We start from the raw sequence: 25,771 nt of genomic DNA on the forward strand, positions 1-25,771 counted from the left end.
TCCCTCGGCTGAGCCGAGGGAAGGGGGCCTTCACGCGCTATAGAGGGCCTTACGCCTTCTGGCGGCGCTGCCGCGGGTCGAAAGCGTCCCGCAGGCCGTCACCGATGAAGTTGATCGTCAGCGAGATCAGCACCAGCACGATGAACGGGCCGAAGAACAGCGCCGGCCGCGCCTGCAGCTGCGCGTAGTTCTCGAGGATGACGCGGCCGAGCGAAGTGTCCGGCAGCTGCACCCCGAGCCCGATGAACGACAGGGCCGCCTCGATCAGCACGGCCTGCGCGATCGCGAGGGTCGCGTTGACCGTGATGAGACCGACCATGTTCGGCACCAGGTGCTTGAACACGATGTGGAACGTCCCGGCACCGGACGCGCGGGCGGCGTCCACGAACTCGCGCTGGGACAGCGACATCGACTCGGCCCTGGCGATACGGGCGATCGGCATCCAGCCGAAGGCCGCCAGCACGATCGCGACGATGTACCAGGTACCACCGCCGAACACCTTCGCCAGGATGGCGGCCGCGGCGATCTGCGGGACGATCAGGAACAGGTCCGTCACGCGGGAGATCGCCGAGTCGGTGAAGCCGCGCAGATACCCCGCCATGGCCCCGAAAACGGTGCCGATGGTGGTGGCGACGAGCGACACGATGAGCGCGATCAGCAGCGAGTACTGCGTGCCGCGCAGGATCTGCGACACCATTTCCTTGCCGACCTGCGTCGTCCCGAGCGGATAGTCCGCGCTGGGCTTGGCGAAGGACGGGAAGGAGCTGTCCTCGTAGCTGTACGGCCAGAAGATCGGCATGATGATGACGGTCAGCACGAGCAGCAGCAGGACACCCGTGCAGACCATGGCCAGCTTGTGCCGCAGGAATTTGCGCAGGACCAGCTTGCCCTGACTCTGCGGCTCGGGCAGCGCCGTTTCCGGGAGCGAGCCGTCGGCGGGCTTGGAGCCTTCCGCCGCGATAAGGGAGTTCAAGTCAGCCAACGCGAATCCTCGGGTCCAGGATGCCGTACATCAGGTCGGCGATCAGGTTGGCGACGATGATGCTGCTGGCGATGAGCACCAGCCACCCCATCATCACCTGCGTATCGCTCTTGGTCACCGCTTCGACGAGCAGCTTGCCCATGCCATTCCAGTTGAACACCGTCTCGGTGATGATCGCGCCCGAGAGCACGGCACCGAAGTTGACGGAGAACAGCGTGGTCACCGGGATGAGCGCGTTCCGGAAGGCGTGGCGGAAGATGACCCGGCCGTTGGCGAGCCCCTTCGCACGCGCGGTCCGCACGTAGTCCGCGTTCAGCGTCTCCAGCATCGAAGCGCGCTGGAACCGGCTGTAGGCGGCGAAGCTGATGGCCATGATGGACAGTGTCGGCAGCAGATAGGCGCCGACGTAACTGGCCAGGAAACCGCCTGGACCGTCGAAATTCAGTGATTCCGGACTCGTGGTGCGGATCCAGGGGTTACCGAGCACATCGGACAGTCCCAGATCGCGCACCCAGCCGTTGAACTCGATCGCGTACCGCTTGAGCACGATGGCGACACAGAAGATCGGCATCGAGAACAGCAGGAAGGCCAGCGTGGTGGCGATGTAGTCGATGATCGAGTACTGCTTGACCGCCGCGACCACACCGACGAGCACGCCGAGGATGAGCGCGAGGATCTCGGCGCCGACCACGAGCTTCAAGGTGACCTCGAACGCGGTCATGACCTTCGGGAACACCGGGGCCTGCGCGTTGCCCTGTGCGATGGAAACGCCCCAGTCGCCGGTCACGAAGTTGCCGAGCCAAGTGAAGTACCGGGGCACGATGCTCTGGTCCAGCCCGAGCTGCGAGGCCATCTGCGCGATGGCTTCCTTGCTCATGGCCGGGTTGCTCTTCATCTCGGCGAGCGGGTCACCGGTGCCGGCGACCATGACGAAACACAGGAAAGTCCCGACCAGCAGGACGGGAATCGATATCGCCAGACGGCGAAGAATGTAGATCACCAGGTTCAACGAACTGCTCCTCATCCGGGCCTGGTCGCCGAAGTGCTGGACCGCTGCCCGGTTGTCCACCGTAGTGGCGGTAACCCTACGGTCAACAGCTACTTCCGGCGGGTACGGGGGCCCGGCTTTTGGCCGGGCCCCCGTACCACCAGGATCGCGTAAGCGAGTGGTGAAAAAGCGGGACCGAAGCCCTACTTCTTCTGCTCCCACTCACCGGCGTTCCACAGGACACCGTTGTACGACTGCATGTAAGTGCGGTCGATGCCCTTGAACGCCCACATGGACGGGGTCTGGAACAGCGGCAGCGACGCGTACTCGTCCGCGATCGCCTGGTCGGCCTTCTGGTAGTTCTCCACCTGGGACGCCTCGTCGGTCGCCTTCACCGCCGCCTCGAAGGCGGAGTCGATCGTCGGGTTCGACAGGCCCTGGTAGTTCTGGCTGCTGTCGTCGACACGGGTGATGTAGATCGACTTCGCCTCGGCCTTGAACGGCTGCTGCGACCAGCCGAAGAGCGCGGCGTCGTAGTCGCTGGCCGCGAGACGGCCACCCTTCAGGAAGTTGGCGTCCTGGTCGTCCGTGATCTCGATACCGGCGGCCTTGGCCTGCGAGATGATGATCTCGACGGTCTGCTGACGGCGGGCGTTCTGGTTGTGCGAGATCTTGAACGACGCGCGCTGGCCGTTCTTGGCGAAGATGCCGTCGCCACCCTTGACCCAGCCGGCGTCGGTCAGCGTCTTGGCCGCGGCCTCGGCACCCAGGCCGGCCTTGCTGCTGTACAGGTCCTTGAAGCCCTGCTCACCCGGCATGAACACAACGCTGTTCAGCGGGGTCGCGTCGGCCTGGACCTCCTTGAGCAGCTTGTCGGTGATCTCCTGGCGGTTGACGACCTCGAAGAACGCCTTGCGCAGGTCCTTGTCCTTGAACATGCGCTTGTAGTTGAGGTCGATGTGCTCGAAGGTCAGCTGCGAGGCCGAACCGTAGGTGACACCCTGGGCGGAAAGGCCCTTCATGGTGTTGGCCGCGGTGGCGTCGGGCTGGGTCGAAGCGGCGATGTCGATCTCACCGTTCTGCAGCGCGGTCGCCATGGCCTTGGTGTCCTCCATCGCCTTCACGACGATCTTGGAGGGGCCACCCTTGCCACCGATCCAGTTCGGGTTCTTCTCGAGCGTGACGGCCTTCTGGTTGGCGTCGAACGCGGTGATCTTGTACGGGCCGGAAGCGGGCATGATGTCCGCCTTGAAGCCCTTCCACTCGTTGGTCCAGAAGTCGCCGGCCTTCTTCAGCTGGGCCGCGTCACTGGTCGGGGTCAGCTTGGTGATGTCGGCGATGCCCGTCTTCGCCTCGAGGATGTGCGCCGGCATCATCGCGGGCGGACCGAAGAGACCCTTGTAGTCGAGGTAAGGCTCGGTGTACTTGGTTTCGAAGGTCAGGTCGTCCTTGCAGGTCGCCTCGTTGATCAGCTGGTAGCCGGTCGTCGAAGCGGAGAGGAAGGCCTGCTTGCCGTCGGCGGTCTTGGCCTTGCCGCTGTGCGACAGCCAGGCAAGGTAGAAGTCGTCGCAGTCCCAAGCCTGACCGTCGGACCACTTGACGTTCGGCTTGATCTTGTAGACGACGGTCTGCGGCGACTTGGAGGTGACCTCCCAGGAGTCGAGCACGTCGTTGTTCAGCAAGACCTTGTTGTTGCCGTCGAGCGCCAGGGAGCCGGCGAGCACAGCGGTCAGGATGTAGTTGTTGTACGACGTGTTGGTGTCGGGTGTGTCGTTGTTGTAGCCCGAGTACCCGTCGTCGATGCCCACCGTGACGGTGCCTTCGTACCCCGGGGTGTCCGCGAGCTTGAAGTTTTCGCCGTTCTGCGCCTTGCCGACCGCCATGCTCTTGATATCGGTCGACGACCCGTTCTGGTCGGTACTACCGCTGTCGCCACCGCTGCATGCGCTCAGCACAAGCGCGGAGGCCGCGACCAGCGACCAGGCGGAGACTGCCTTGGACTTCCTCATGAAGTGTGCCCTCCTAGCACTGGGCTCCTGAGATCGGAACAGGACCCCACACCGCTCCGGTGAGATGGCCCGGAGCCTATGACACGCCAAGCGACACTCATTTGGCGCACTGCGGGTGCACGCTAGAAAGGAAATGCACGAACAGTCACCAGTTCCGGGGCGATCGTGACCAAAGGGTAACTTGCGGCTGACATCAAGAAATACACCGGTTACCTTGAGGAATCAGTCCGCCACTCGAACGTGCCGGGAAAGGTCACCCTCCAGGGTCGGACTCGGACTCGAAACGGCTACTTCGGACCCCTCGTCCAGTTCACCGCCGACCCGAAAGGGCCCACCATAGGAGGACCTGCGGTTACTCCGGAAATACCAGAGCCGATGGCGAGGGTATCGGCCAGCTGGAACAACGGAATGGCAACATTCCGACGCCACAATTCCGGTTCCAGGGCCGAAAGCGCGGCCGCGGCCGGGGTGGCGCCGGTCAGCGCGGCGTCGATCGACGGCTGCAGGGCCGGATCGCAGAAGCCCAGCGGGTTCGCCGGGACGACGGCCTTGGTCTTGTCGGCGAGCTGATCGGGGCGGCAGCCGAAGGTGGACGCCAGCGCCGAAGCCACGTCCGGACCACCGGTGACCTGGCCGATCACCGCGATGTCGATGCCGACGTTGCCCGCGCCCTCCGGCGTCGTCTGCTGGATCCCGTTGAACACCGGCATCGCCAGCAGGGTCGAGAACAGCTCCCTCGGCTGCGGCGCGATCGCGTTGACCTCGATCCCCGCGGCCACCAGTTGCGCCGTCAGTTCCTTGGCGATCGTCGCGTACGGCTCCTGTTTGGCGGGCGACGCGACGACCAGCGAAAGGTTCTTCCCGTTCTTCCGCCAGGTTCCGGCTTCCTTGGTGTATCCGGCGGATTTGAGCAGTTCCTCGGCCTTGACCGGGTCGGCCGCCGACGGCGGGCCGGGAGCCGGGATCGTCGGCTGGAAACCGGGAGCCGACGGGACGCGGATCTGCGCGTCGGCACGGAGCTTGTCCGACGGGCCGCCGTCGGTCGCTTCGGTGATCAGCTTGCCGCGGTCGATCAGCGCGGTGACGCCTTCGCGCACCTTGGGATCCGACAGCGTCGAACTCACCGGCCGAAGGAGGATCTGCGCGACCGTGGGACGCGCGACCGTGTGCAGCTGGACGGCGGAGCCGAGTTCGCCGAGCCGTTTGAGGCCGGTGCCGTCGGTCCTGGTCATCGCGAACTGGTCGTTGCCGCTGCGCAGCGCGGCCAGTGTGCCCTCCTGATCGGCCGCGCGGAGCACGATCCGGTCGAGGGCGGAGGGTTTCTCCCAATAACGCTCGTTGCGCTCCAGCGTGATCTCTCCGCGCGCGGTGTCGAGGCCCTTGATCGAGTACGGGCCGCCGACGGCCGGGAACGCCGTCGCCAGCGCGCCCTGCCACCCGTTCGGGGCGTCCTTGAGCAGATGCGCGGGCAGGAGGTTGTCGAAGAGCGTCTGCCAGCCCGGGTACGGCTTGGAGAAGGTGACCTCGACCCGCTTGCCGCCTTCGCGCGACTGGATGTCCGAGATCAGCCGGTAGCCGGCGGCGCCGATGACACCCGGCTGGTCGCGCATCGCCTCGCGGAGGTAGGCGAAGTCCTCCGCGGCGATCGGCGCGCTGTCGGACCAGGAGGCGTCCGGGCGGATCGTGTACGCGACCGTGAACGGCTGCTGCGAGACGACCTCGGCGGACTTCATCAGGTTCTTGTCCAGTTCGAAGCTGCCGTCGTCCTTGGGCCGGAACACCGACGGGAGCAGCAGCTGCGAAAGCGCCGACGTCACTTGGGACGCGTCGGCGAGGTTGTGGGGGTTGTAGCCACCGAGGACGTCGTCGACACCCACGACGACCTGCGAAGGCGTCTTCGTGGTCGACGTGCTCACCGGAGAGGCCGAAGAGCTGACCACGGGCGGGGGCGGGGTGTTGCTGCAGGCGGCGAGGAACACCGCCGCGCACGCCAGCATGGGTGCCGCTGTGGTCCGTGACCGCACGCCTGGATCCTCCTGGTTTGTCCCTCGCCCCGTCGCCATAGAGCTATCACGCCGGACATGGCCTCGGCAGCGAGATTCCCATATCGGCCCGGCCGCCGCCCGACCGGATGCCGTCCTCCTCCGATGGACGCCCGGGAGCCCCTCCGGGTTCCTGCCGCGCCGAGGCTTTTTGGCCGCACCCGAGCGCGATACTCCGGCAATCGGTTCCGCAACCCGGAACATTCCGGAACGCCGGCCGGAATGTTCGCCACCGCACGATTCACGACCGAAACGATCGCGACCACGAGTCCTATCCGGACGCGTTTAGGAACTTTTGTTTCGCGGCGGTCCGGATCCGCATTCGCCGAGCCGGCGCGCGCGGCCGTCCCGCCGTCGTTCCGCCGCCGCCGTTCCGGTGTTGTGAACACCGTCCGAAAAGGGCGATCGACTTTCCCCGGAATTGTACGGAAAGGACCTTTCTTTAACGAAGAACGCTCGCTCGAATACGGTGCGTGACCGTATTCGCCCGCCGGAAACGCGGCGGGCGCCTACTCACGGTGAGTGAACAAGCGCCCTCCGGCATAGGTCTGGACCTGGTCCGTGAAGGCCTCCTTGAGGGACTCTGGGTCCCTCAAGGAGGCCTTCACGGACTACGCGATCGCCACATGCGGCCACGAACGCCACCAGCCACAGCGGTGGCGCGTGAAGGACTCCTTCCCTCGGCTCAGCCGAGGAAACTCGCGGTCTGAACTCGTGAGTGGCGATTCAGCTAGAGCCAAGGTGTCTTAGGCACCTACTGGACGGTGGTCTGCCGGGCGCAGGTCCGTGAGGGCCTCCTTGCCTACCCTCAAGGTAGGGAAGGAGGCCCTCACGGATTACTCGATCGCCTCCCGAAGCCCCGGCGACATCACCTGCCCCAGCAGTCACAGCGCAAGTACGTGAAGGCCCCCTTCACTGCGTCTAGCGCAGTGAAGGGGGCCTTCACGTACTTCCAGGGAAGGGCGGGCGGCGTGATGGGCGCGTCCCGTGAGTGGCGATTCGAACTAGAACCCGAATCGCCCCATCTCGGCCTCTGGATCAGCCGCGGTTCTTCATCTTGTTGCGCTCCTTGGCGCGCTGGTTGACGTCCAGCGTGACCTTGCGGATCCGGACGACGTCGGGGGCGACCTCGACGCACTCGTCGACGGAGCAGAACTCCAGCGCCTCCTCCAGGCCCATCTTGCGGGGGCGGGCCAGCGTCTCCATCACGTCGGCGGAGGACTGACGCATGTTCGTCAGCTTCTTCTCCTTGGTGATGTTGATGTCGAGGTCCTCGGCACGCGGGTTCTCGCCGACGACCATGCCCTCGTACACCTCGGCGCCCGGCTCCACGAAGAACGTGCCGCGGTCGGCGAGCTGGATCATCGCGTACGCGGTGATCGGACCGGACCGGTCGGCGACCAGCGAACCGGAGTGCCGGGTGCGGATCTCGCCCGCCCACGGCTGGTAGCCCTCGAACACGTGGTTCGCGATACCGGTGCCGCGGGTCTCGGTGAGGAAGTCGGTGCGGAAGCCGATCAGGCCGCGCGCCGGGAGGACGTAGTCGAGTTTGATGCGGCCGGTGCCGTGCCCGCCCATGTGCTCCATGCGGCCCTTGCGGGCGGCCAGCAGCTGCGTGATGCCGCCGAGGTGCTCCTCCGGGGAGTCGATCGACAGCCGCTCGAACGGCTCGTGCAGCTTGCCGTCGATCATCTTGGTGACCACCTGCGGCTTGCCGACGGTCAGCTCGAAGCCCTCACGGCGCATCTGCTCGACCAGGATGGCCAGCGCCAGCTCGCCACGGCCCTGCACCTCCCAGGTGTCGGGGCGCTCGGTCGGCAGGACGCGGATCGAGACGTTACCGATCAGTTCCTGGTCGAGGCGGGCCTTCACCAGCCGGGCGGTGACCTTGTCGCCGCCGCTGCGGCCGGCCAGCGGCGAGGTGTTGACACCGATGGTCATCGAGATGGCGGGCTCGTCGACGGCGATCCGGGGCAGCGCCTCCGGGTTCTCGACGTCGGCGAGGGTGTCGCCGATGGTGATCTCCGGGATACCGGCGATGGCGACCAGTTCGCCGGCGCTGGCCTCGGTCGCCGGGACGCGGGTGAGCGCCTCGGTGACCAGCAGTTCGGAGATGCGGACGTTCTGGATGCTGCCGTCCTCGCGCATCCACGCCACCGTCTGGCCCTTGCGCAGGCTGCCGGAGTGGATGCGGATCAGCGCGATCCGGCCGAGGAAGTTGGAGGCGTCGAGGTTGGTGACCAGTGCGCGCAGCGGGCCTTCGCGGTCGGCGAAGGGCGGCGGCACGTGGCGCATCAGGGTCTCGAACAGCGGGTCGAGGTTTTCGCTCTCGGGCACCGCGCCGTCGGCGGGCTGCTCCAGGCTCGCCTTGCCCGCTCGCGCGGAGGCGAAGACGACCGGCAGGTCGAGGATCGCGTCGAGGTCGGCGTCCTCGATGTCACCGGCCAGGTCGAGCAGGAGGTCGTGGGTCTCCTCGACGACCTCGGAGATCCGGGCGTCGGGCCGGTCGGTCTTGTTGACGACCAGGATCACCGGCAGGCCGGCCTCGAGGGTCTTGCGGAGCACGAAACGGGTCTGCGGGAGCGGGCCCTCGCTGGCGTCGACCAGCAGCACGACACCGTCCACCATGGACAGGCCGCGTTCGACCTCGCCGCCGAAGTCGGCGTGACCGGGGGTGTCGATGACGTTGATCGTCACCGCGCCCTCGTCGGTCTGGCGCCGGATGGAGGTGTTCTTCGCGAGGATGGTGATGCCTTTTTCCCGCTCGAGCTCCCCGGAGTCCATCACGCGGTCGACGAGTTCGGCGCGTTCCTCGAAGGCACCGGACTGCCGGAGCATGGCGTCGACGAGGGTCGTCTTGCCGTGGTCGACGTGTGCGACGATGGCGACGTTGCGCAGGTCGGGCCGGGTCTTGCCGGACGAGCGGCCGGCATCGACTGCGGTGGCGCTGGCTGCGGGCACGCGAAGGCTCCAAAGGTTTCAAGTTCGGGTGTGGTGCCCGCGCTCGCGCGTTCGAGACACGGCTGGCCGACTTTGGCCATACGCGGACCACACCAGGATACCTGTAGCCCGACTGTGAGCAGCCCCACGCCCCCAGATCGGTTAGGCTCACCTAACGTGTAGGGGTCGCCGACACCGGTCGGAGAAGGAGCGCGCGTGGGCAAGAAACTACCCGACGACCCGCACAAGCTCGTGCGCAAATGGATGAAGTCCGGCAAGGTCAAGAAGAAATGCTGCCGGTCGAAGTCGCGGTGCGGCAAATGTCCCGTTCTCGCGCTGAAAAAGGCGAAAACGAAGATCGCGAAGGCCGCTTAGAAGATCGTCAGTGCACCACCGCCTCGTTGATCGCCCGCAGTTCCGGCGCGGTGCGGGTCGGCGAGAACTCGATCACCTCGTAGCTGGCCATGTGCTTGATCGAGAACGGGTCGGTCGCGAGGATCGCGTCCAGCTTTCCCCTGGCCATGGGCTTGGTGATGATCACGCCGCCGATGCGCGGGTTGCGCCTGCCGGAGGCCAGGAAATTGCCGTGTTCGTACTGTTTGGTCAGCCAGTCGGCGTGATCCGGGAGCACGTAGTCGATTTCTTCGATGGGCGCGGTGTAGGTCAGCAGGACGACGAACATGAGTAGAAGGTAGACCCGGATCTCCAATATGACGGACGTACTGCCCCGGCTGATACGAAGTGTTGACGCACTGTGCCCGGAATGAGTGATCTGCCGCTGCTTTCACGGTTGCGGTAGCATCGTCGGCATGCGCGCGCAGAACGCCCAGTGGTGGCCGCCCTCCGGCGGCCCCGAAGTCCTGCGCTGAACCAGACGAGCGCACCACCAGGCCGCCCCACCGGGCGGCCTTTTTCGTGCCCGGACCCTGGGGCGGCCCGAATCCGGAAGGAAGAAGGCAGATGATCAGGTTGTCCGGGATCACCCCGTCCGGCCACGTCCACGTCGGGAATCACCTGGGGGCCATCCGGCGCTGGGCGGACGAGGGCGGGCCGGACGACCTGTACTTCGTCTCCGACCTGCACGCCATGACGAACTCGCACAATCCGGCGAAACTGCGTTCGATGGCGTCGGAGCAGCTGGCCGTGCTGATCGCGGCCGGGATCGAGCCGGACCGCGTGTTCGTGCAGTCCGACATCGCGCGCGAGCTGGGCGCCCTCAACTGGGTCCTGGAGTGCACCTGCAACTACGGCGAGGCCGCCAGGATGATCCAGTTCAAGGAGAAGTCGAAGGGCCGGGCCGGGGTCCGGCTGTCCCTGCTGACCTATCCGGTGCTGATGGCGGCCGACATCCTGCTGCAGGGTGCGGACGAGGTCCCGGTCGGCGAGGACCAGCGGCAGCACGTCGAGCTGGCTCGAACGCTGGCGAAGCGGTTCAACACCACCTACGGCGACGTGTTCACCATGCCGAAGGCGGTGCTGCCGCCCGCCGGCGCGCGGGTCATGGATCTCGCCGAGCCGACGCGGAAGATGTCGAAGTCGACGAAGGAAGAGGCCGGGGTGATCTTCGTCCTCGACGAGCCCGACCAGGTCCGGCGGAAGGTCAAACGCGCGAAGACCGACGGTGGGTCGAAGCCCGCCTACGCGCCGGAAGCCAGGCCGGGGATGGCGAACCTGCTGGACATCCTCGCGGCGTGCACCCGTGAGAAGCCCGAGGTCCTCGCCGATCGGTTCGACTCCTACGGCCAGGTGAAGGAGGCCGTCGCCGAGGCGCTCATCGAGGAGCTGCGGCCGGTCCGGGAGGGCGCGCTGGCGCTGCTGGCCGACCCCGGTGAGCTGGAGCGGGTGCGCAAGGCGGGGGCCGTCCGGGCGGCGGAACGGGGTGAGCACCGGCTGCAGTCCGCGCTGCGGCTCATCGGCGCGGGCTGAAGTTCCGTGAAGGACTCCTTGAGGGACTCTGGGTCCCTCAAGGAGTCCTTCACGGACTTTCGAGCAGGGTGTGCAGGGCGGGCAGGAGGATCCGGTCGGCGGGCAGCCAGTCGAGGTCGTCGAGTTCGTGCGCGGAGATCCACCGGACGTCCTCGTGCTCCACCGCCCGCGGCTCGTCCCCCGCGCCGACCAGCGTCGCGGCGTAGATCCGCAGCACCTTGCCCTTCGGCAGCGGCACGTCCTCGCCGACCCGGCCCGCGACCGTCACGGCGACGTCCAGTTCCTCCAGGCATTCCCGCGCCAGGGCGGCCTCGTCGCTTTCGCCGTCCTCGACCCGCCCGCCCGGCAACTCCCACTGCCCGGCGTGATCGGCGGGCCAAGCCCGCTGCTGCGCCAGCAACTGTCCGTCCCGCACGATGGCGGCGCCCACGATCACCACGCGCACACCCTACGGCCGAGCGTGCTTGGAGCCGGATCACGTGTGTTTGAAGGCGGAAGACCGTGTTCCGGCTTCAGTCACGCGTGTTCCGGCTCCGATCACGCGCCGGGGCGCGCCGCCTGCCACACGACCTGGAACCGGGCCCCGCCATCGGGTGATTCGCCGACGCGCACCCGGCCTCCCCGGCGCCGGACGGCCTCCGCGACCATCGCCAGCCCCAGCCCGGTGCCGCCCGAGGACCGCGCCCGCGAATCGGACACGCGGTAGAAGCGGTCGAAGACCCGTTCCCGGTGCTCAGGGGCGATGCCCGGACCGTCGTCGTCGACCACCACCCGTACGGTGGACCGCGCCGCGAGCACCGACACCACGATCTCGCTCCGCGCGTACCGGCAGGCGTTGCGCAGCAGGTTGCTCAGCACCAGTTCGACCTCGGAGTGCGTGGCCAGCGCCCAGGCCGTCCCGACCGTGCCGCTCACCCGGATCTCGGGTGCGCCGGACGGCATCCGCGCGACCGCGGCCCGCACCTCGCTCACCAGCTCGACCGGTTCCGCGGGCGGGACCTCCCCCGCGTCCGACCTCGCCAGCGCCAGCAGCCCGTCGAGCAGCGCGGAAAGCCGTTCCGCCTCCTCCAGGATGTCGGACAGCGTCTCCTGCGAGAGGTCGGGATCGGGATTGGCGACGGCGACCTCGGCCTGCACCCGGATCGACGCGACCGGCGAGCGGAGCTCGTGCGCGGCGTCCCCGGTGAACCGCCGGAGCCGGTCGGCGCCCTCCTCCTGCCGCGCCAGCAGCGCGTTGAACTCCTCGGCCAGCGCGCGGAGTTCGTCGTGCGAATCCGGGAGCGGCAGCCGCGCGCCCGGCGGGAGGGCCCGCACCGAGCCGCGCATCCGCGCCACCGGCCGCAGGGCGAACCGCACCAGCAGCCACGTCGCGATCCCCGCGCCCACCGCGCCGACGGACGCGACCACGAACAGCCACAACCCGCCGGAGTGCACGGCCGTCGCGAAACCGACCAAGCCCGCACCCGCGACGACGAGCCGTTGCTGCCCATCGGGTGCGGTGACGACGGTGCCCGCCCAGCGCCAGCTGTGCTCGCCGCCGGTCGTGATCGATTCGCCAGCCTTCAGCGCGCGGACGTCCGTGGGGCCGAGGTTCGCCGGCGGCAGGCCGTCCACCGGCCCGCCGGCGGTGTCGAGGACGCGGACGGTGACCGCCGACCCCGTGGGCGTCCGCCCGGCCGAGACGTCGGCCTTGGCGGTCTCCAGCTGAGCGCTCAGCTCGTCGTCGACCGAGCCGATCAGCAGCGGCTGGAGGTTGTCCCCCGCGACCGCCGCCAGCCCGAGCAGGAAGCCGAGCGTGACCGTGGCCGTGAGCAGGGTGATCCGGACCTGGAGCGAGCGGCGGCGCCACCAAGACGGCGAGCCGATCACCCCTGTCCCGCCGGGGCGATCACTTCGTCGAGCTGCGGATCCGAGGCCAGGTATCCGTGCCCGCGCACGGTCCTGACCAGGGCGCCCGCGCCGACCGCGTCGAGTTTGCGGCGCACATAGCCGACGTAGACCTCGACGACGTTGCGGGTCGCGGCCTGCTCGTCGCCCCAGACGGCGCGCAACAGCTCGTCCTTGGTGACGACCGTCCCGGCCCGGCCGGCCAGCACCTCCAGCAGCGCGAACTCACGGGGGCTGAACGCCACGTCGACGCCGTCGTAGCGAACCTGCCGCAGGCTCCGGTCGACTTCCAGCGCGCCGATGCGCAGCGGCCCGCGGGTCCCGTCCGGCGACGCCCGCCGCAGCACCGCGCGCACCTGGGCGACCAGCACGACGAACGAGAACGGCTTCACGAGGTAACCGTCGGCGCCGAGGTCGAGGCCGTCGGCCTGGTCGACTTCGCCGTCCTTCGCCGAGATCATCAGCACCGGCGTGGTGACGCCGAGCGCGCGCAGCCGTTCCAGCACGCGGTAGCCGGAGAGCCCCGGAAGCATGATGTCGAGCAGGACGACGTCGAAGGAGCCCGTCTGCGCGAGCCTCAGGCCGCTTGGCCCGTCGGCCGCCGTGACCACGTCCATGTCCTCGGCGCGCAGCCCCCGCTGCAACGCCTTGCGCACGCCGGGCTCGTCGTCGACCACCAGCACTCGAGGTTTCACGCTCTTCATCATTCACGCTTTCACCAGCTCACGCGCGACCTCTCAGCGCCATCTCAGCCGGGGAGGCGGAGTCTGAGTGGTATCTCAGCGTTTCCGGGGAAGCGTTGTCGCCAAGACCCGAGCACACTGGGGTTCGGGGAAACAGGGAGAGACAGCATGGATCCGAAGAGGAAGGCCATCACCGCGGCGGTGGTGGGTACGGCACTCGGCGTCGGCGGCCTCGCCGTCGTCGCGATGCCGGCCACCGCGGGCGACGCGCCCGTCCTGCCGCAGATCAGCGCCGAAGAGCTGGTGCAGTCGACGCTCAACGCGAAGCCGTCGGCGTTCGACGGGAAGGTCAAGGTCAGCAACGACCTCGGCCTGCCGCAGGTCGGCAGCACCCTGCCCGGCGTCTCGGCGCTCGACGTCGACTCGGCGCAGATTTCGACCGACGGCGCGGGCAAGAGCAAGGTTTCGCTCACCGAGGGCTCCAGCCAGCAGACCATCGTCCGGAACGGCCAGACCGTCTGGGAGTACAGCTCCAAGGACAACTCGGCCACCAAGGTGACCATCCCGGACGGGCTGGCCAAGGAGCACCAGGCCGAGAGCAAGAACGTCGACCCGGCCACGGTCGCGTCGGAACTGCTCGGCAAGGTGCGCGAGAGCAGCACGATCGCCGTCAGCGGGACGGCCTCGGTGGCGAACCGGTCCGCGTACGAACTGGTGCTGACCCCGAAGCCGACCGAGCGCACGCTCCTGCGCGAGATCCGCGTCGCGATCGACGACCAGACCCGGCTGCCGCTGCGGGTCACGGTGCTGGCCAACGGCACCTCGTCCCCGGCGCTGGAGGTCTCGTTCAGCGAGATCAACTTCGCGGCCCAGCCCGCGTCGAACTTCGAGTTCACCCCGCCGAAGGGCGCGAAGGTGACCGAGAAGACCGCCGAGGTCGACCCGAAGAACCGTGAGCTGGCCGAGCAGGCGAAGTCCGAAATCAAGGTCGTCGGCGACGGCTGGGACACCGCGATCACGGGCAAGATCCCGGCCGACGCGCTGGCCAAGGCCGGCGAGGCCAAGGACGAGGAAGGCCGCCAGGTCGACCCGAAGGCGCTGCTTTCGCGGTTCGCCAAGCCGGTCAGCGGCGCGTGGGGCAGCGGCTGGCTGGTGACCACCAAGGTCGGCAGCGGCGTGCTGACCGACGACGGCCGCTACGCCGCCGGCGCGGTGCCGGAGCAGGTCCTCTTCGAGGCTTTGGCCGCGAAGTGACCACCACGTTCGAAGCCGGGACGGACGCCTCCCAGGAGGCGTCCGCTCCGGCGGTACCCATGGCGGCCCGCACCAGGGGCCTGCGCAAGGTCTACGGCCGCACGGTGGCCGTGGACCACGTCGATCTCGACGTTCCCGAAGGCGCCGTGCTGGGGATGCTCGGCCCCAACGGATCGGGCAAGACGACGACCATCCGGATGCTGCTCGGTCTCGTGCGGCCCACCGAGGGCGAGGTCGAACTCTTCGGCAAGAAGATGCCCGACGAGGCGGCGCACGCGCTGCCCGACGTCGGCGCGCTCGTCGAAGGACCGGGTTTCCACCCTTTTCTCTCCGGGCGCGAGAACCTGCTGCGCGTGGCCGCGGCCGAACCGAGGCTGGCCTCGGCCGGGATCCCCGGAGCGGTCGACGCGGCGCTTGAGCGCGTCGGGCTGACCGACGCCGCGACCAGGCGCTACAAGGGGTATTCGCTGGGGATGAAGCAGCGGATGGGGCTGGCGAGCGCGCTGCTCGTGCCGCGCCGGATGGTCGTGCTCGACGAGCCGACCAACGGCCTCGACCCGGCGGGGACCAGGGAGATCCGCCGGATCATCGCCGAACTGCACGCCGACGGCGTCACCGTGCTGGTGTCGTCGCATCTGCTGGCCGAGGTCGAGGCGACCTGCACGCATGTCGCGGTGCTCCAGTCCGGGAACGTGATCGCCCAGGGCGAGCTCTCGGAGCTGCTGGAATCGGGGAACGCGGCGCTGCTGGTGCGGACGCCGGACGGCGAACTCGCGGTGGAGACGTTGCGGGAGAACAGGATCGGCAGCAGGCTCACCCCGGACGGCGTCCGCGTGGACCTCACCGCCGCCGAGGCCCCGGACGTGCTGCGTCATCTGGTGACGGCCGGGGTGGCCGTGCACGAGGCGGCGCGGGCGCGGACCGGCCTGGAGGACCTGTTCGCCCGGCTGACCCAGCCGGAGTCCACTGTAGACGGTGAGGGGGAGTCGTGACCCACGCTCTGGCCGCGGCACCCGCGGCGAGGACCGGCCGGGACAGCATCGGCCTGCTCCGGTTGTATCGCGCCGAACTGCGCTGGATCTTCCGGCGGCCCCGCACGCTGGCCGTACTGGGCCTGCTCGCGCTGATCCCGATCGTGATCGGGGTCGCGCTGACACTGGTCGACCCCTCGGAAGCGAACGGCGGCGGCGGTGGCGGGGACGGCGCGCTGCTCGCCTCCGCGATGAACAACGGGTTCATCCTTCCGGTCGCGGCGCTGACCATGACACTGGCGCTGCTGCTCCCCCTCGCTTCGGCGATGGCCGGGGCGGACGCGATCGCCGGCGAGGCGGCCCACGGGACGCTGCGCGGCTGGCTGATCGCGCCGGTCGGGCGGGGGAAGCTGCTCGCGATCAAGGCCTTCGGCGTCGCGACGGTGTCGGTGGTCGCGGTGCTGGCGATGACGTTCACCGGTTTCGTGACCGGGCTGATCATCAGCGGCACCGACTCGATGTTCACCCTCACCGGTTCGACGCTGAGCGTCTGGGACGCGCTGGGCAGGCTTCTGGTGGTGGCGCTGTGGATCACCCTCCAGCTGTGGGCGGTCGGCGCGGTCGCGCTCGCCATCTCGTCGTTCACCGAGCACCCGATGCTGGTGGTCGCCTCGGTGCTGGCCGGGACGATCGTGTTCACCATCCTCGGCTTCCTGGACGCGGTCTCGTGGCTTCATCCGTTCCTGCTCAACAAGGATTGGGCGCAGGCGCCTGCCGCGGTACTGATGGATCCGCTGGACATGTCGATGCTCGGCGAAGGCGCTCTGCGGGCAGCTTGCTACATCGTCATCGGGCTCTCCATCGCCTACGCGCGCCTGACCACCCGGGACGGCTGACCTCCCGCGTTTCGTCCTCTGGACGCGGTACTCGCGCACCGCGTCCAGAGGACTCATCGCGAACAGAAGACCGCCGTCGCCATGGAGACCACCGCTTCGGTGGACGGGTCCCGCTCGTGCGGGTTGAGCGACAGGGTCAGCGACTTGCCCTTCCCGTCGGTGAAGGCGACGGTGAGGTAGCCGATCAGCTGGCCCGTATGCCCCCACACCGGTTTGGGGCCGGTCGCACAAGGGATCGCGAACTCCTGCAAGCCCAGGCCGTAACGGAACAGCGGAACGGCGTCCCTCATCCGCCGCATCTCCGTGAGGCTCGCCCGGCTTGTCAGCCTGCCCTCGATCAGGGCGGTGACGAAGGTGCTCAGGTCGCCTGTGGTGGAGACCATCTCACCGGCCGCCCAGTCCAGAGAGGGATCCATGTCGGTGGCGTCCACGATCGACGGTGGGGTCGTCGGCAGCGGTTCATAGCCGCGGGCGTGCGGGACGGGCAAGGAGGAGCGGTGACCCGGCACGCTGGTGTGCGTGAGGTGGAGCGGGCGCAGGATTCGCCGCGTCACCTCCTCGCCATACGGGCGTCCGGTCAGCTTCTCGATCAGCAGACCGGCGACGACGTAGTTGGTGTTCGAGTAATGCCAGGACTCTCCCGGATTCTCGAAGTCCGGGCCCTCCGCGAACGCCACCTTCAGCAGTTGCGAAGGCGTGTAGTCGTCGAAGCGGGCATCGGCTCGCCAGCGATTGGTCGAGTATCCGGGCTCGCTCATGTAGTCGTGCAGGCCGCTGGTGTGCTGCAGGACGTGCCGGACGGTGACGCGACCGCCGTCGGGCACGACACCGGGCAGGTGGCGCTCGATCGGATCGTCGAGTGCCAGCCGCCCCTCGTCGGTCAGCTGCAGGAGGACGGTGGCCGCGAAGGTCTTGGTGACGCTGCCGACGCGGAAGTGACCGCCGTCGACCGCGGGCGTCCCGGAGGCCAGGTCACGCACGCCCACCGCGCTCGACCATCGGCGGGTGCCGTTCCGGACGTGGATCAGCCCGGCGGTGATGTCCCGGCCGTCGGCGAGGGCGGTGAGCCTGGCGTGCAACTCGGCGACCGGGATTTCCGGCGTGGCCGGTGCGGCGGCCGGGCTGATCGCGAGAACGAAGGACAAGATCGTCTTCAGGAGCATGGGGACGACGGTATGACGGGCGAGCCCGGCCGCCACTGAGGAAAACCGCAGGTTTCGGACCGGATTACCGCATTCCGAGGGCCTGTCGACGTTGCGAAAGCCACGTTCGCCTCACCCCTCAACGAACGCGGAGCTGGGCGACGCCGTCCGGGTCCAGAGCGAGCCGCACGGTGTCACCCGGGCGCAGATCGGCGGTGACCGGCGCGACCGCGTCCACAGTGGACAGATCACCGCCGGGCGCGACCACGAGCCGGACGTGCTCCCGCCGGTGCACCACGGCGACGACCTCGCCCTCGACGCCGTCCGGAGCGACCCGGAGACCGTGCGGGCGCAGGCCGAGGCGCACCGCGCCGTCCTCGGCATCGGGCAGCGCGACCTCGCCGAGCGGCGTCCGCACCACCCCGCCGGAGGCCGCGCCGTCGACGAACGTGGTCACGCCGAGGAACCGCGCCACGCCTTCGTCCACCGGCTGCCGCCAGACGCGGCGCACCGCGCCCTCCTGCCGGATCTCGCCGTCTTCGAGCACGGCGACGCGGTCGGCGAGCGTGAACGCCTCTTCCTGATCGTGCGTGACCAGCAGCGCGGTGATCTTGCTGCGCCGCAGCAAAGCCGCGAGGTCGATCGCCAGCTGTTCGCGCAGTCCGGCGTCCAAACCGGACAGTGGTTCGTCCAGCAGCAGCAACCGCGGCTCCGGCGCCAGCGCGCGGGCCAGTGCCACGCGTTGCGCCTGCCCGCCGGACAGCTCGGTCACCCGCCGCCGCTCGTAGCCGGTGAGCCCGACCAGCTCCAGCAGCGCGCGGACGCGGTCAGCGTGCTCGCCGCGCGGGACGTCGTGCATCCGCAGGCCGAACGCGATGTTCGAGGCGACGTCCTTGTGCGGGAACAGCTGCCCGTCCTGGAAGACCAGCCCGAACTCCCGCCGGTGCACGGGGACGCCGGCGAGGTCCTCGCCGTCCCACCGCACGGTGCCCGACGTCAGCGGCTCCAGGCCGGTGATCGCCCGCAGCAGCGTCGACTTCCCCGAACCGGACGGGCCGAGCAGCGCCAGCACCTCACCGTCGGCGATGTCCAGCCGGGCGTCCTTCACCGCCGCGAAGGATCCATAGTGGACGGTCAAGTCCCGTACCGACAGCGACACTAGAACTCCCCTACCGAATTCTGCCCGCGGACCGCGCCGAACCGGTCGATCAGCACCACCGCCACCACGGTCACGATCATGAGCAGCGCGCAGGCCGCGTAGGCCATCTGGTTGTTCAGCTCCCCCGGGCGCGAGATCAGCGTCGCGACGGCGACCGGCAGCGTCGGCGCGTCCGGCCTGGCCAGGAAGCTCGTCGCGCCGAATTCGCCGAGCGCGACCACGTAACCGAAGCCGGCCGCCGCGACCAGCGAACGCGCCGTCAGCGGCAGATCGATCTCGCGCCACACCCGGCCGGGGCTCGCGCCGAGCGTCGACGCGGCCTGCCGCAGCCGGACGTCGACCGACCGCAGCACCGGCAGCACCATCCGCACGATCAGCGGGATGATCACCAGCGCCTGCGCGAGCGGCACCAGCAGCGGCGACGTCCGCAGGTCGCCCGGCAGCGCGTCGAGCGTGACGAGATAGCCGAACCCGACGGTGACCGCGGACACGCCCAGCGGCAGCATCAGCGCGGCGTCCATCGTCTCGCCCATGCCACGGGCCAGCCTGCCCGGCGTGCGGCGCAACGCCACCAGCACGACCGAGGCCAGCACCCCGACGATCATCGCGAGCGTCGTCGCGTCGAACGCCGTCCGCAGCGACATCGACGCCGCGTCCCAGCCGGAGATCCGAAGGGCGCCACTGGAGCCGTGCCCGGCGAGCGCTTCGTACCCGGCGAGGCTCCAACCGTCCGAAGTGGACACGGATTCGACCAGGAGTGCCACGATCGGCGTCATCAGGAGCGCGATCACCGCGAGCCCGGCGGTCACCGCCCACCACTCGCCGCCCCTCGGCCGCCGCGCTGTCTCGCTCCGCGAACGCAGCCGCACCGCGTTCTCCCGGCGCCGCCTCGCCAGCGCGCCGACGACCAGCGCGGCGACGACGGCGGCGAACTGCACCAGCGACAACGCCGCCGCGCCGGAGAGGTCGAGCAGTTCGACCGTGCGCAGGTAGATCTCGGTCTCCAGGGTGCGGTACTTCGCCCCGCCGAGGATGAGCACGACCCCGAAGCTGGTGGCGCAGAACAGGAAGACCACCGCGGCCGACGACGCGACGGCAGGCGCGAGCGCGGGCAGCGTCACCGAACGGAAGGCACGCCACGGCGACGCGCCGAGCGCACGGGCCGCGTCCACCGTGCGCGGGTCGAGATGGCTCCACAGCCCGGAAACCGTGCGCGCGACGACGGCGACGTTGAAGAAGGCGTTGGCCAGCACCAGCGGCAGCAATCCGCCGTCGGGCCAGAGCGCGCGGAACGCCAGGCCGACCACGACCGTCGGCAGCACGAACGGCACCAGCACGAGCGTCCGGACCAGCGAGACCCCCGGCAGCCGCACCCGCGCGAGCAGGAACGCGACCGGCAGACCCGCCAGCACCGCGACGATCGTCGAGACCCCGGCACTTGCGACGGTGAATCCGGCGAGTTTCCAGGTCAGCGGGTCGCCGACGGCCGTGCCGACCCCGCCGGAGCCGAAGCCCCTGCCGATGATCGCCGCGACCGGCCAGGCGAAGAACACCACGAGAAAACCGAGCGGCAGCACGGCGAGTGCGGCCAGCCCGGCTCCACGGAAAGTCGGCCTGGTGGTACTCAGCCTTCGAGTAGCGTGCGCCACTGGGCGATCCACTGCTCGCGCCCGGCCTGGATCTTGGCCGGTTCGAGCGTCTTCGGCTGCTGCGGCAGCGGCGCGGCCTGAGCCCAGCCCTGCGGGAGCTCGACGCCCTGACGGGCCGGGTACACGTACATGTTGCTCGCCACGGTGACCTGGAACTGCTGCGACAGCAGGAAGTCCACGACCTTGCGGGCCTTCTCGACCTGTTTGCCGCCCGCGAGCACACCCGCGTACTCGACCTGCCGGTAGCAGGTGTCGAGCAGTGCCTTCGTGCGCGGCTTGCCGTCGTCGCCGATCTCGGCGGCGGGCGAAGAGGCGTAGGAGACGACGATCGGGCGCGGGCCCTTGCCCGAGGAGCCGGAGAACTCCTTGGAGTAGGCCTCTTCCCAGCCGCTGACCGTCTTGAGCCCGTTGGCCTTCAGCTGCGTCCAATACCCCTGCCAGCCCTGCTCGCCGAACTGGGCGACGGTGCCGAGCAGGAACGCCAGCCCGGGCGACGACGTCGCGGGGCTCTCGGCGACCATCAGGTCCTTGTATTTGGCGTCGGTCAGATCCGCGAACGACTTCGGCTCCGGGATCCCCTTGTCCGCGAAGTACCGGGTGTCGATGTTGACGCAGACGTCGCCGAGGTCCACCGCGGAGAGCCGGTGCCCTGGGTCGACGGAGTAGCGCTGCGGGCCGCGATCGGCCTCCGGGCTGGTGTACTGCTCGAAAACGCCCTCGGTGAGCGCGCGCGAGGCGAACGTCGAGTCGATGCCGTACGCGACGTCACCGATCGGATTCGCCTTGGTGAGCACCAGTTTGTTGGTCAGCGCGCCGGCGTCACCCTGTTTGAGCACGGAGATCTTGATCCCGGACTGCCGCTCGAACGCGTCGAGGACCTCCTGGGGCGCGAGCCACGAGTCGTGTGTCACGAGCGTGACCGTCGCCGGCGCCTGCGGGTCGTTCCCCGTGTTCCCGGAGAGCGAGCAGCCCGCGACGAGGGCGGCCACCGTGCCAGCCGCAACGACCGTGCGGAGGGCGCGTTTCATCTAGCCTCCTGCGTTCTTCAAGGGGGGACCCGTGGCAAACGTGCAGCGTAGCCGACGGCGTACCACCATGGAGTCATGGCGGAAATCTTGAACGACCAGCAGGCCGACGAAGCCGTGACCAAGCTCTCCGGCTGGACTCGTGACGGCGTGACGATCGAGCGGACGGCGAAGCTGCCGAGCTTCCCCAAGGCCATCGAAGCGGTGGACAAGGTCGCCGAACTGGCTGAGGCGGCCGACCACCATCCCGACATCGACATCCGCTGGCGGACGGTGACGTTCCGGCTCAGCACGCACTCCGCCGGAGGGCTGACGGAGAAGGACTTCTCGCTCGCGTCGCAGATCGACGGGGTACTCGCGGATATGTGACGTCCGCTACGACCGCGCCACAACTCCGCTTCTCGGACGTCACCCCGGTAGGGACACAACGAGAAAGGACGAGTGATGACGCAGGCGATCGTGGTGGGGTTCTCGGCGTTCGGCGCGATGGTGGCGGCCGCCGCCGGAGTGCTCTGGTACACCGCGCGCGAGCGGCATCACCAGCACGATCAGTGATCTTGATCACACCACCGCTTCGAAGGTAACGCGGAGCCTGATCAACGCGCTGTTCCCGGCGGACCTGTCGCTTCTCTCCCCCGGGGAACCGCCGTGAACAACGCCTCGATCACCGCCGCCCAGCGCGCCTGGGTGACCACCTTCGCCGCCGCCATCACGCTGCTGACGATCGTCGTGCTCGGCCTGCTCGGCTAACCCGGGCCCCGCCCCACCGCCACCCTCAACGGGCAGGCTTCGCCTGGCTGCCGGCCAAGGACGCCTCACGGGCGGCGACGAGCTCCGGAAGGTGCTCCGCCGCCCACTTACGGCACGCCTCCATCGGCTCGAACAACGTCCGGCCGAGCGAGGTGAGCTCGTATTCCACCCGCGGCGGTGTCTCGTCGTACGCCGTCCGCGTGATCATGCCGTCGCGCTCCAGAGCCCTGAGGGTCTCCGTGAGCACCTTCGGCGTGACTCCCCTCAAAGGCACCCGCAGCTCGGAGAACCGGCGCGGTCCTTCTTCCAGGCACTGCACGACCAGGCCCGCCCATTTGTCGCCGATCCGGAACGGGGTCAGGTTCGACGGGCAGCCGGGCGCGAACATGTCGGGACTCAGCGGTTTCACCCCTCCGAAGTTACCCTCGCCCACGCCGTCGTTCGTCCGCCAGCAACCCGCGAGTGACCTCGGCCAGCCGATTCGCCGCGGCGGGTTCGAATCCCGGGCCGGTCGCCGCGATCCGCCGCCCTTCCACGAACGCGCTGAGCGGCTCGGCGGGCGGGTCGTCGATCCGCGCGATGATCGGCACGATGCCTTCCCCGACGGGTTTCCCATATCTCTTCAACGCTTCGACGTGGGCAGCGGTCGCCGCGTCGTACTCCCCGGAGAAGCTCGTCGAGACACCGCCGGGGTTGAGCAGCACGGACGAGATCCCGCTCGCGGCATGTTCGGCGGCGAACGCGACGCCGAGCAGGTCGTTGGCCCGTCCCGCCTGCATTTGCGCGGCGACGCCGTCATAGCCCCTCGTCAGCGAAAGGTCATGCCAGCGGATCTCGGGCTTGGGCACCCCCGGACCGGAGACGTTGACGACGACGGGCCGTTCGGCCCGGCCCAAGGCGGCGGCGAGCCCGTGGCTGAGCAGATAACGACTGAGGTACTCCAACGCGAAGGTGCTTTCGATGCCTTCAGCCGTCTCCACCCTGGTCGAACGGAAGTGGCGGGCGCACAGCACCAGCGCGTCCACGACCGGGAACGTGGTGGTGATCCGCTCGACGACCTCACGGTTGCGCGCGATGAGGCCGAGGTCCGCCTGGATGAAAGTCGCGCGGTCCGCTTCGCCGAACACCGCGCCTTTCGCCGCGTCCCGGCCGAGCACGACGACGGTGTCGCCTCGGCCGAGGTACTCCATCGCGAGGGCCTTGCCCATCCCGTCGGTACCGCCGGAGATCACGATCGTCTTCACCGGTCACCCCCGCCCGGCAGGCGCGCGGCGGCGGCGAGCAGGACGACCATCGTGCCCGCGACGAACCAGTACACGGCGTGCAGACCCGCGACCGGGCCGGTCGTGGTGGCGAGGATCAACGCGACCACGGCGACACCGATCGAACCGCCGAGCTGGTTGAGCATGTAGAGCACCGAACTTCCCTGTGGCACCAGAGGTCCCGGCAACGTGCGATACACCGCTCCCATCGCGGGCGGGCCGACGAAACCGAGCCCGGTGCCGAGGGCCAGCCCGGCGAGCACCACCGCCGCGTCGCCGGTCCCCGCGTCGAACGTGGTGAAGAGGACGGCACTCATGGCGGCCACGAGACCGCCTGCCAGCGCCAGGGTGCGTGAACCGACCCGGTCACTGACGCGTCCCGCCAGCGGGGCGGCGACCGCGGCCCCGACGCCCAGCGGCGCGACGAGCAGCCCGGCCACGAGCGCCCCGTGTCCCCCGGCCTGCTGGAAGTACAGCGGGAGCACGATCAGGCTCGCGAACATCGCCAGCCCGGTCAGCGCCATGACGGTCACACTCGCGGCGAACCCGCGACGGGCGAACAGCCGGACGTCGACCAGGGGCGCCTCACCGCGCAGCGCGTGAACCACGTAACCGGCCAGCAAGAGAACGCCAGCCACCAGTGGGACGAGCACCGGCGAAGAGAGAAGGTCCGCGCCGTTCGCGGCTTGGGACAGCACCAGGAGCAGGCCCGCGAAACCCGGCCCGAGCAGGGCGACACCGAGGATGTCGAGCCGTGCCCGCCGCTCGGCAGGAGGATCCGCGGGCATGACGCGCAGCGCGAGCAGCACCGCCAGCGCGCCGAGCGGCACGCAGAGCAGGAACATCCATCGCCAGCCGAGACCCTGCAGCACCACGCCGCCGAGCACCGGGCCGAGCACGGGACCGAGCGAGAGCACGGCGGCCATCAGCCCCATCACGCGGCCCGCGCGCCGCGGCCCGGCGGCGCGGGCGAGCAGGGTGAGCACGAGCGGATCGAGGATGCCCGCGCCGATCCCCTGCAGCACGCGGAAGGCGATCAGGCTTTCGATGTCCCACGCCAGCCCGCACCCGAGCGAGCCGGCGAGGAAGACGCCGAGCCCGGCGAGCCACATCCGCTTGCCGCCGAAGGCCTCACCCGCCCAGCCGGTCACGGGGATGGTGACGGTGACCGCGAGCAGGAACCCGGTCGAAACCCAGCCCACGGTGCCCAGCGAGGCTTCGAAGTCCTCGGCGAGGTCGCGGATCCCGACGGCGACCATCGTGCTGTTCAGAATGCCCAGCGCCCCGCCGAGCAGGATCACGCCGATCAGCAGCCGCAGCGCGGAGCCCAGCCGATCGTCCCGGGTGGTTGTCATGCTCTTCCCTTCGAAACAGACTCACCAGTCTGATTTTTCAGACCGGTGAGTCCGAGACTAGCAGGTCTGTTTTGCCAGACTTGCGAGTCTGCCTATCCGGTCGTCCCGGTACGCTGAGCGCATGAGTGGAACTGGTACGGCCCGAGGCCGGATCGACAAGCGGCAAGCGATCCTCGACGCGGCTTTCACCGTTTTCGCGCGAGAGGGATACGCGCAGGCGGGCGTGGACGTGATCGCGGCCGAAGCGGGCGTCGCCAAGGCCACCGTGTACAGCCATTACGGCGACAAGGAGAGCCTGTTCCGCGAGACGGTCTCCGCGTCGGCGGATCGGGCGCTGGCCGAGAACCTGGCCGTGGTCGAGCGGCTCACCGGCGCGGGCGACGATCTCCGCGCCACGCTGGAGACGGTCGGCTGGAAACTGCTCGAGTGCTACTGCGCCGACCGCTCGTGGGCGCTGCGACGGCTGCTCGCGGCCGAGACGGGCCAGTTCCCCGACCTGCTCGACGTCATCCACACGCGTGCGGCGGACCGCGTGGCCGAAGCACTGGCCGACCGGCTCGCCCGCCTGACCGTCTCCGGGCACCTTCGAACAGCGGACCCGCTCTTGGCCGCGGACCAGTTCTTCGCGCTGCTGTCCGGTCCGGCCGACAAGCGGGCGAGGCTCGGCACCCGCCCCACTCCCGAGGCCGAACTTCGCGCCATCGCCGAGGCCGCCGTCGACACCTTCCTGAAGGCCTTCGGCGCCCAGGGCTGAGGAAACGTCACGGAAAGGAAAAAGGGGACGATCGGAGGTTGCTCTCCGAGCCGCGTGACTCTTAGCTACTCGAACGAGTTTCTCCGAGAAGTGAGGG

23 protein-coding genes are annotated in these 25,771 nt (G+C 69.0%); 7 read left to right on the forward strand and 16 right to left on the reverse strand.

Annotated features, from left to right (window positions below; genetic code table 11):
* Positions 1-49: 49 nt before the first annotated feature.
* From ACFWIW_RS36850 to typA, 5 genes are all read right to left on the reverse strand, one after another.
* On the reverse strand, positions 50-982 hold the full coding sequence (locus tag ACFWIW_RS36850) for an ABC transporter permease (protein WP_378372719.1): 933 nt from the start codon (positions 980-982) through the stop codon (positions 50-52).
* Positions 975-1,991, reverse strand: coding sequence for an ABC transporter permease (locus ACFWIW_RS36855; protein WP_378372751.1), 1,017 nt, complete (start codon positions 1,989-1,991; stop codon positions 975-977). Before ACFWIW_RS36855 ends, ACFWIW_RS36850 begins: the two co-directional genes overlap by 8 nt.
* Before the next feature lie 182 nt (positions 1,992-2,173).
* Positions 2,174-3,979 (reverse strand): ABC transporter family substrate-binding protein, encoded by a 1,806-nt coding sequence (locus ACFWIW_RS36860; protein WP_378372720.1) that lies wholly within the window; start codon positions 3,977-3,979, stop codon positions 2,174-2,176.
* Positions 3,980-4,266: 287 nt separating this feature from the next.
* Complete coding sequence (locus ACFWIW_RS36865) at positions 4,267-5,976, reverse strand: ABC transporter family substrate-binding protein (protein WP_378372752.1); 1,710 nt, start codon at positions 5,974-5,976, stop codon at positions 4,267-4,269.
* 1,083 nt (positions 5,977-7,059) lie between these two features.
* Complete coding sequence (gene typA, locus ACFWIW_RS36870; protein WP_378372721.1) at positions 7,060-8,982, reverse strand: translational GTPase TypA; 1,923 nt, start codon at positions 8,980-8,982, stop codon at positions 7,060-7,062.
* 195 nt (positions 8,983-9,177) lie between these two features.
* On the opposite strand from typA, the gene ACFWIW_RS36875 reads away from it, so the two are divergent.
* The gene (locus tag ACFWIW_RS36875; RefSeq protein ID WP_007028942.1) at positions 9,178-9,336 is read left to right on the forward strand and encodes a hypothetical protein; all 159 of its coding nucleotides are present in this window, start codon (positions 9,178-9,180) and stop codon (positions 9,334-9,336) included.
* Positions 9,337-9,343: 7 nt separating this feature from the next.
* On the opposite strand, the gene ACFWIW_RS36880 is transcribed toward ACFWIW_RS36875, so the two are convergent.
* Positions 9,344-9,643: a YciI family protein gene (locus ACFWIW_RS36880; protein ID WP_378372722.1), complete on the reverse strand. Its 300-nt coding sequence runs from the start codon at positions 9,641-9,643 to the stop codon at positions 9,344-9,346.
* 278 nt (positions 9,644-9,921) lie between these two features.
* Here ACFWIW_RS36880 and trpS point away from each other — a divergent pair, with 278 nt between their 5' ends.
* Complete coding sequence (gene trpS, locus ACFWIW_RS36885; protein WP_378372723.1) at positions 9,922-10,887, forward strand: tryptophan--tRNA ligase; 966 nt, start codon at positions 9,922-9,924, stop codon at positions 10,885-10,887.
* A 49-nt stretch (positions 10,888-10,936) separates the two neighbouring features.
* Here the strand turns inward: trpS and ACFWIW_RS36890 are convergent, their stop codons facing one another.
* The 3 genes from ACFWIW_RS36890 to ACFWIW_RS36900 all read right to left on the reverse strand — a co-directional run bounded on the left by ACFWIW_RS36890 (position 10,937) and on the right by ACFWIW_RS36900 (position 13,481).
* Positions 10,937-11,326, reverse strand: coding sequence for a (deoxy)nucleoside triphosphate pyrophosphohydrolase (locus tag ACFWIW_RS36890; protein ID WP_378372724.1), 390 nt, complete (start codon positions 11,324-11,326; stop codon positions 10,937-10,939).
* 98 nt (positions 11,327-11,424) lie between these two features.
* Positions 11,425-12,756, reverse strand: a complete 1,332-nt coding sequence (locus tag ACFWIW_RS36895) for an ATP-binding protein (protein ID WP_378372725.1) — start codon at positions 12,754-12,756, stop codon at positions 11,425-11,427.
* Complete coding sequence (locus tag ACFWIW_RS36900) at positions 12,753-13,481, reverse strand: response regulator transcription factor (protein WP_037340943.1); 729 nt, start codon at positions 13,479-13,481, stop codon at positions 12,753-12,755. Before ACFWIW_RS36900 ends, ACFWIW_RS36895 begins: the two co-directional genes overlap by 4 nt.
* A 144-nt stretch (positions 13,482-13,625) precedes the next feature.
* Between ACFWIW_RS36900 and ACFWIW_RS36905 the strand changes: the two genes are divergently transcribed.
* From ACFWIW_RS36905 to ACFWIW_RS36915, 3 genes are read left to right on the forward strand one after another with little or no spacing between them, the layout of a single operon-like run.
* Complete coding sequence (locus ACFWIW_RS36905; RefSeq protein ID WP_378372726.1) at positions 13,626-14,711, forward strand: outer membrane lipoprotein carrier protein LolA; 1,086 nt, start codon at positions 13,626-13,628, stop codon at positions 14,709-14,711.
* Positions 14,708-15,703, forward strand: a complete 996-nt coding sequence (locus ACFWIW_RS36910) for an ABC transporter ATP-binding protein (RefSeq protein WP_378372727.1) — start codon at positions 14,708-14,710, stop codon at positions 15,701-15,703. Before ACFWIW_RS36905 ends, ACFWIW_RS36910 begins: the two co-directional genes overlap by 4 nt.
* Entirely contained in the window at positions 15,700-16,578 is an 879-nt protein-coding gene (locus ACFWIW_RS36915) for an ABC transporter permease (RefSeq protein WP_378372728.1), read from the forward strand. The genes ACFWIW_RS36910 and ACFWIW_RS36915 overlap by 4 nt, the downstream gene beginning before the upstream one ends.
* A 53-nt stretch (positions 16,579-16,631) precedes the next feature.
* Here ACFWIW_RS36915 and ACFWIW_RS36920 read toward each other — a convergent pair whose 3' ends face one another.
* The 4 genes from ACFWIW_RS36920 to ACFWIW_RS36935 all read right to left on the reverse strand — a co-directional run bounded on the left by ACFWIW_RS36920 (position 16,632) and on the right by ACFWIW_RS36935 (position 21,556).
* Positions 16,632-17,741 carry a serine hydrolase domain-containing protein gene (locus tag ACFWIW_RS36920; RefSeq protein WP_378372729.1) on the reverse strand — a complete coding sequence of 370 codons (1,110 nt, stop codon included), beginning with the start codon at positions 17,739-17,741 and terminating at the stop codon, positions 16,632-16,634.
* A gap of 118 nt (positions 17,742-17,859) precedes the next feature.
* Positions 17,860-18,879 carry an ABC transporter ATP-binding protein gene (locus ACFWIW_RS36925; RefSeq protein WP_378372730.1) on the reverse strand — a complete coding sequence of 340 codons (1,020 nt, stop codon included), beginning with the start codon at positions 18,877-18,879 and terminating at the stop codon, positions 17,860-17,862.
* Entirely contained in the window at positions 18,879-20,456 is a 1,578-nt protein-coding gene (locus tag ACFWIW_RS36930; RefSeq protein ID WP_378372753.1) for an ABC transporter permease, read from the reverse strand. Before ACFWIW_RS36930 ends, ACFWIW_RS36925 begins: the two co-directional genes overlap by 1 nt.
* Positions 20,457-20,503: 47 nt before the next feature.
* On the reverse strand, positions 20,504-21,556 hold the full coding sequence (locus tag ACFWIW_RS36935; protein WP_378372731.1) for a thiamine ABC transporter substrate binding subunit: 1,053 nt from the start codon (positions 21,554-21,556) through the stop codon (positions 20,504-20,506).
* A gap of 75 nt (positions 21,557-21,631) precedes the next feature.
* On the opposite strand from ACFWIW_RS36935, the gene ACFWIW_RS36940 reads away from it, so the two are divergent.
* Positions 21,632-21,922 (forward strand): 4a-hydroxytetrahydrobiopterin dehydratase, encoded by a 291-nt coding sequence (locus tag ACFWIW_RS36940; protein WP_038508499.1) that lies wholly within the window; start codon positions 21,632-21,634, stop codon positions 21,920-21,922.
* A 406-nt stretch (positions 21,923-22,328) separates the two neighbouring features.
* On the opposite strand, the gene ACFWIW_RS36945 is transcribed toward ACFWIW_RS36940, so the two are convergent.
* From ACFWIW_RS36945 to ACFWIW_RS36955, 3 genes are read right to left on the reverse strand one after another with little or no spacing between them, the layout of a single operon-like run.
* Positions 22,329-22,691: a helix-turn-helix domain-containing protein gene (locus tag ACFWIW_RS36945; protein WP_240601333.1), complete on the reverse strand. Its 363-nt coding sequence runs from the start codon at positions 22,689-22,691 to the stop codon at positions 22,329-22,331.
* Between the two features lie 31 nt (positions 22,692-22,722).
* The gene (locus ACFWIW_RS36950; protein ID WP_378372732.1) at positions 22,723-23,547 is read right to left on the reverse strand and encodes an SDR family NAD(P)-dependent oxidoreductase; all 825 of its coding nucleotides are present in this window, start codon (positions 23,545-23,547) and stop codon (positions 22,723-22,725) included.
* A complete protein-coding gene (locus tag ACFWIW_RS36955; RefSeq protein WP_378372733.1) occupies positions 23,544-24,920 on the reverse strand; it encodes a DHA2 family efflux MFS transporter permease subunit in 1,377 nt (458 codons plus the stop codon). The genes ACFWIW_RS36950 and ACFWIW_RS36955 overlap by 4 nt, the downstream gene beginning before the upstream one ends.
* A 121-nt stretch (positions 24,921-25,041) precedes the next feature.
* On the opposite strand from ACFWIW_RS36955, the gene ACFWIW_RS36960 reads away from it, so the two are divergent.
* Positions 25,042-25,674, forward strand: coding sequence for a TetR/AcrR family transcriptional regulator (locus ACFWIW_RS36960; protein WP_378372734.1), 633 nt, complete (start codon positions 25,042-25,044; stop codon positions 25,672-25,674).
* The last annotated feature ends 97 nt before the right edge of the window (positions 25,675-25,771 follow it).

Source organism: Amycolatopsis sp. NPDC058340, assembly GCF_042723975.1.
Classification (GTDB): domain Bacteria; phylum Actinomycetota; class Actinomycetes; order Mycobacteriales; family Pseudonocardiaceae; genus Amycolatopsis.

Excerpts from the sequence above, each read along its gene's own strand:
- ACFWIW_RS36860 (WP_378372720.1), bottom strand. The coding sequence starts at position 3,979 with ATGAGGAAGTCCAAGGCAGTCTCCGCCTGGTCGCTGGTCGCGGCCTCC.
- ACFWIW_RS36865 (WP_378372752.1), bottom strand. The coding sequence starts at position 5,976 with ATGCTGGCGTGCGCGGCGGTGTTCCTCGCCGCCTGCAGCAACACCCCG.
- ACFWIW_RS36880 (WP_378372722.1), bottom strand. The coding sequence starts at position 9,643 with ATGTTCGTCGTCCTGCTGACCTACACCGCGCCCATCGAAGAAATCGAC.
- trpS (WP_378372723.1), top strand. The coding sequence starts at position 9,922 with ATGATCAGGTTGTCCGGGATCACCCCGTCCGGCCACGTCCACGTCGGG.
- ACFWIW_RS36900 (WP_037340943.1), bottom strand. The coding sequence starts at position 13,481 with ATGATGAAGAGCGTGAAACCTCGAGTGCTGGTGGTCGACGACGAGCCC.
- ACFWIW_RS36905 (WP_378372726.1), top strand. The coding sequence starts at position 13,626 with ATGGATCCGAAGAGGAAGGCCATCACCGCGGCGGTGGTGGGTACGGCA.
- ACFWIW_RS36920 (WP_378372729.1), bottom strand. The coding sequence starts at position 17,741 with ATGCTCCTGAAGACGATCTTGTCCTTCGTTCTCGCGATCAGCCCGGCC.
- ACFWIW_RS36935 (WP_378372731.1), bottom strand. The coding sequence starts at position 21,556 with ATGAAACGCGCCCTCCGCACGGTCGTTGCGGCTGGCACGGTGGCCGCC.
- ACFWIW_RS36940 (WP_038508499.1), top strand. The coding sequence starts at position 21,632 with ATGGCGGAAATCTTGAACGACCAGCAGGCCGACGAAGCCGTGACCAAG.
- ACFWIW_RS36945 (WP_240601333.1), bottom strand. The coding sequence starts at position 22,691 with ATGTTCGCGCCCGGCTGCCCGTCGAACCTGACCCCGTTCCGGATCGGC.
- ACFWIW_RS36955 (WP_378372733.1), bottom strand. The coding sequence starts at position 24,920 with ATGACAACCACCCGGGACGATCGGCTGGGCTCCGCGCTGCGGCTGCTG.
- ACFWIW_RS36960 (WP_378372734.1), top strand. The coding sequence starts at position 25,042 with ATGAGTGGAACTGGTACGGCCCGAGGCCGGATCGACAAGCGGCAAGCG.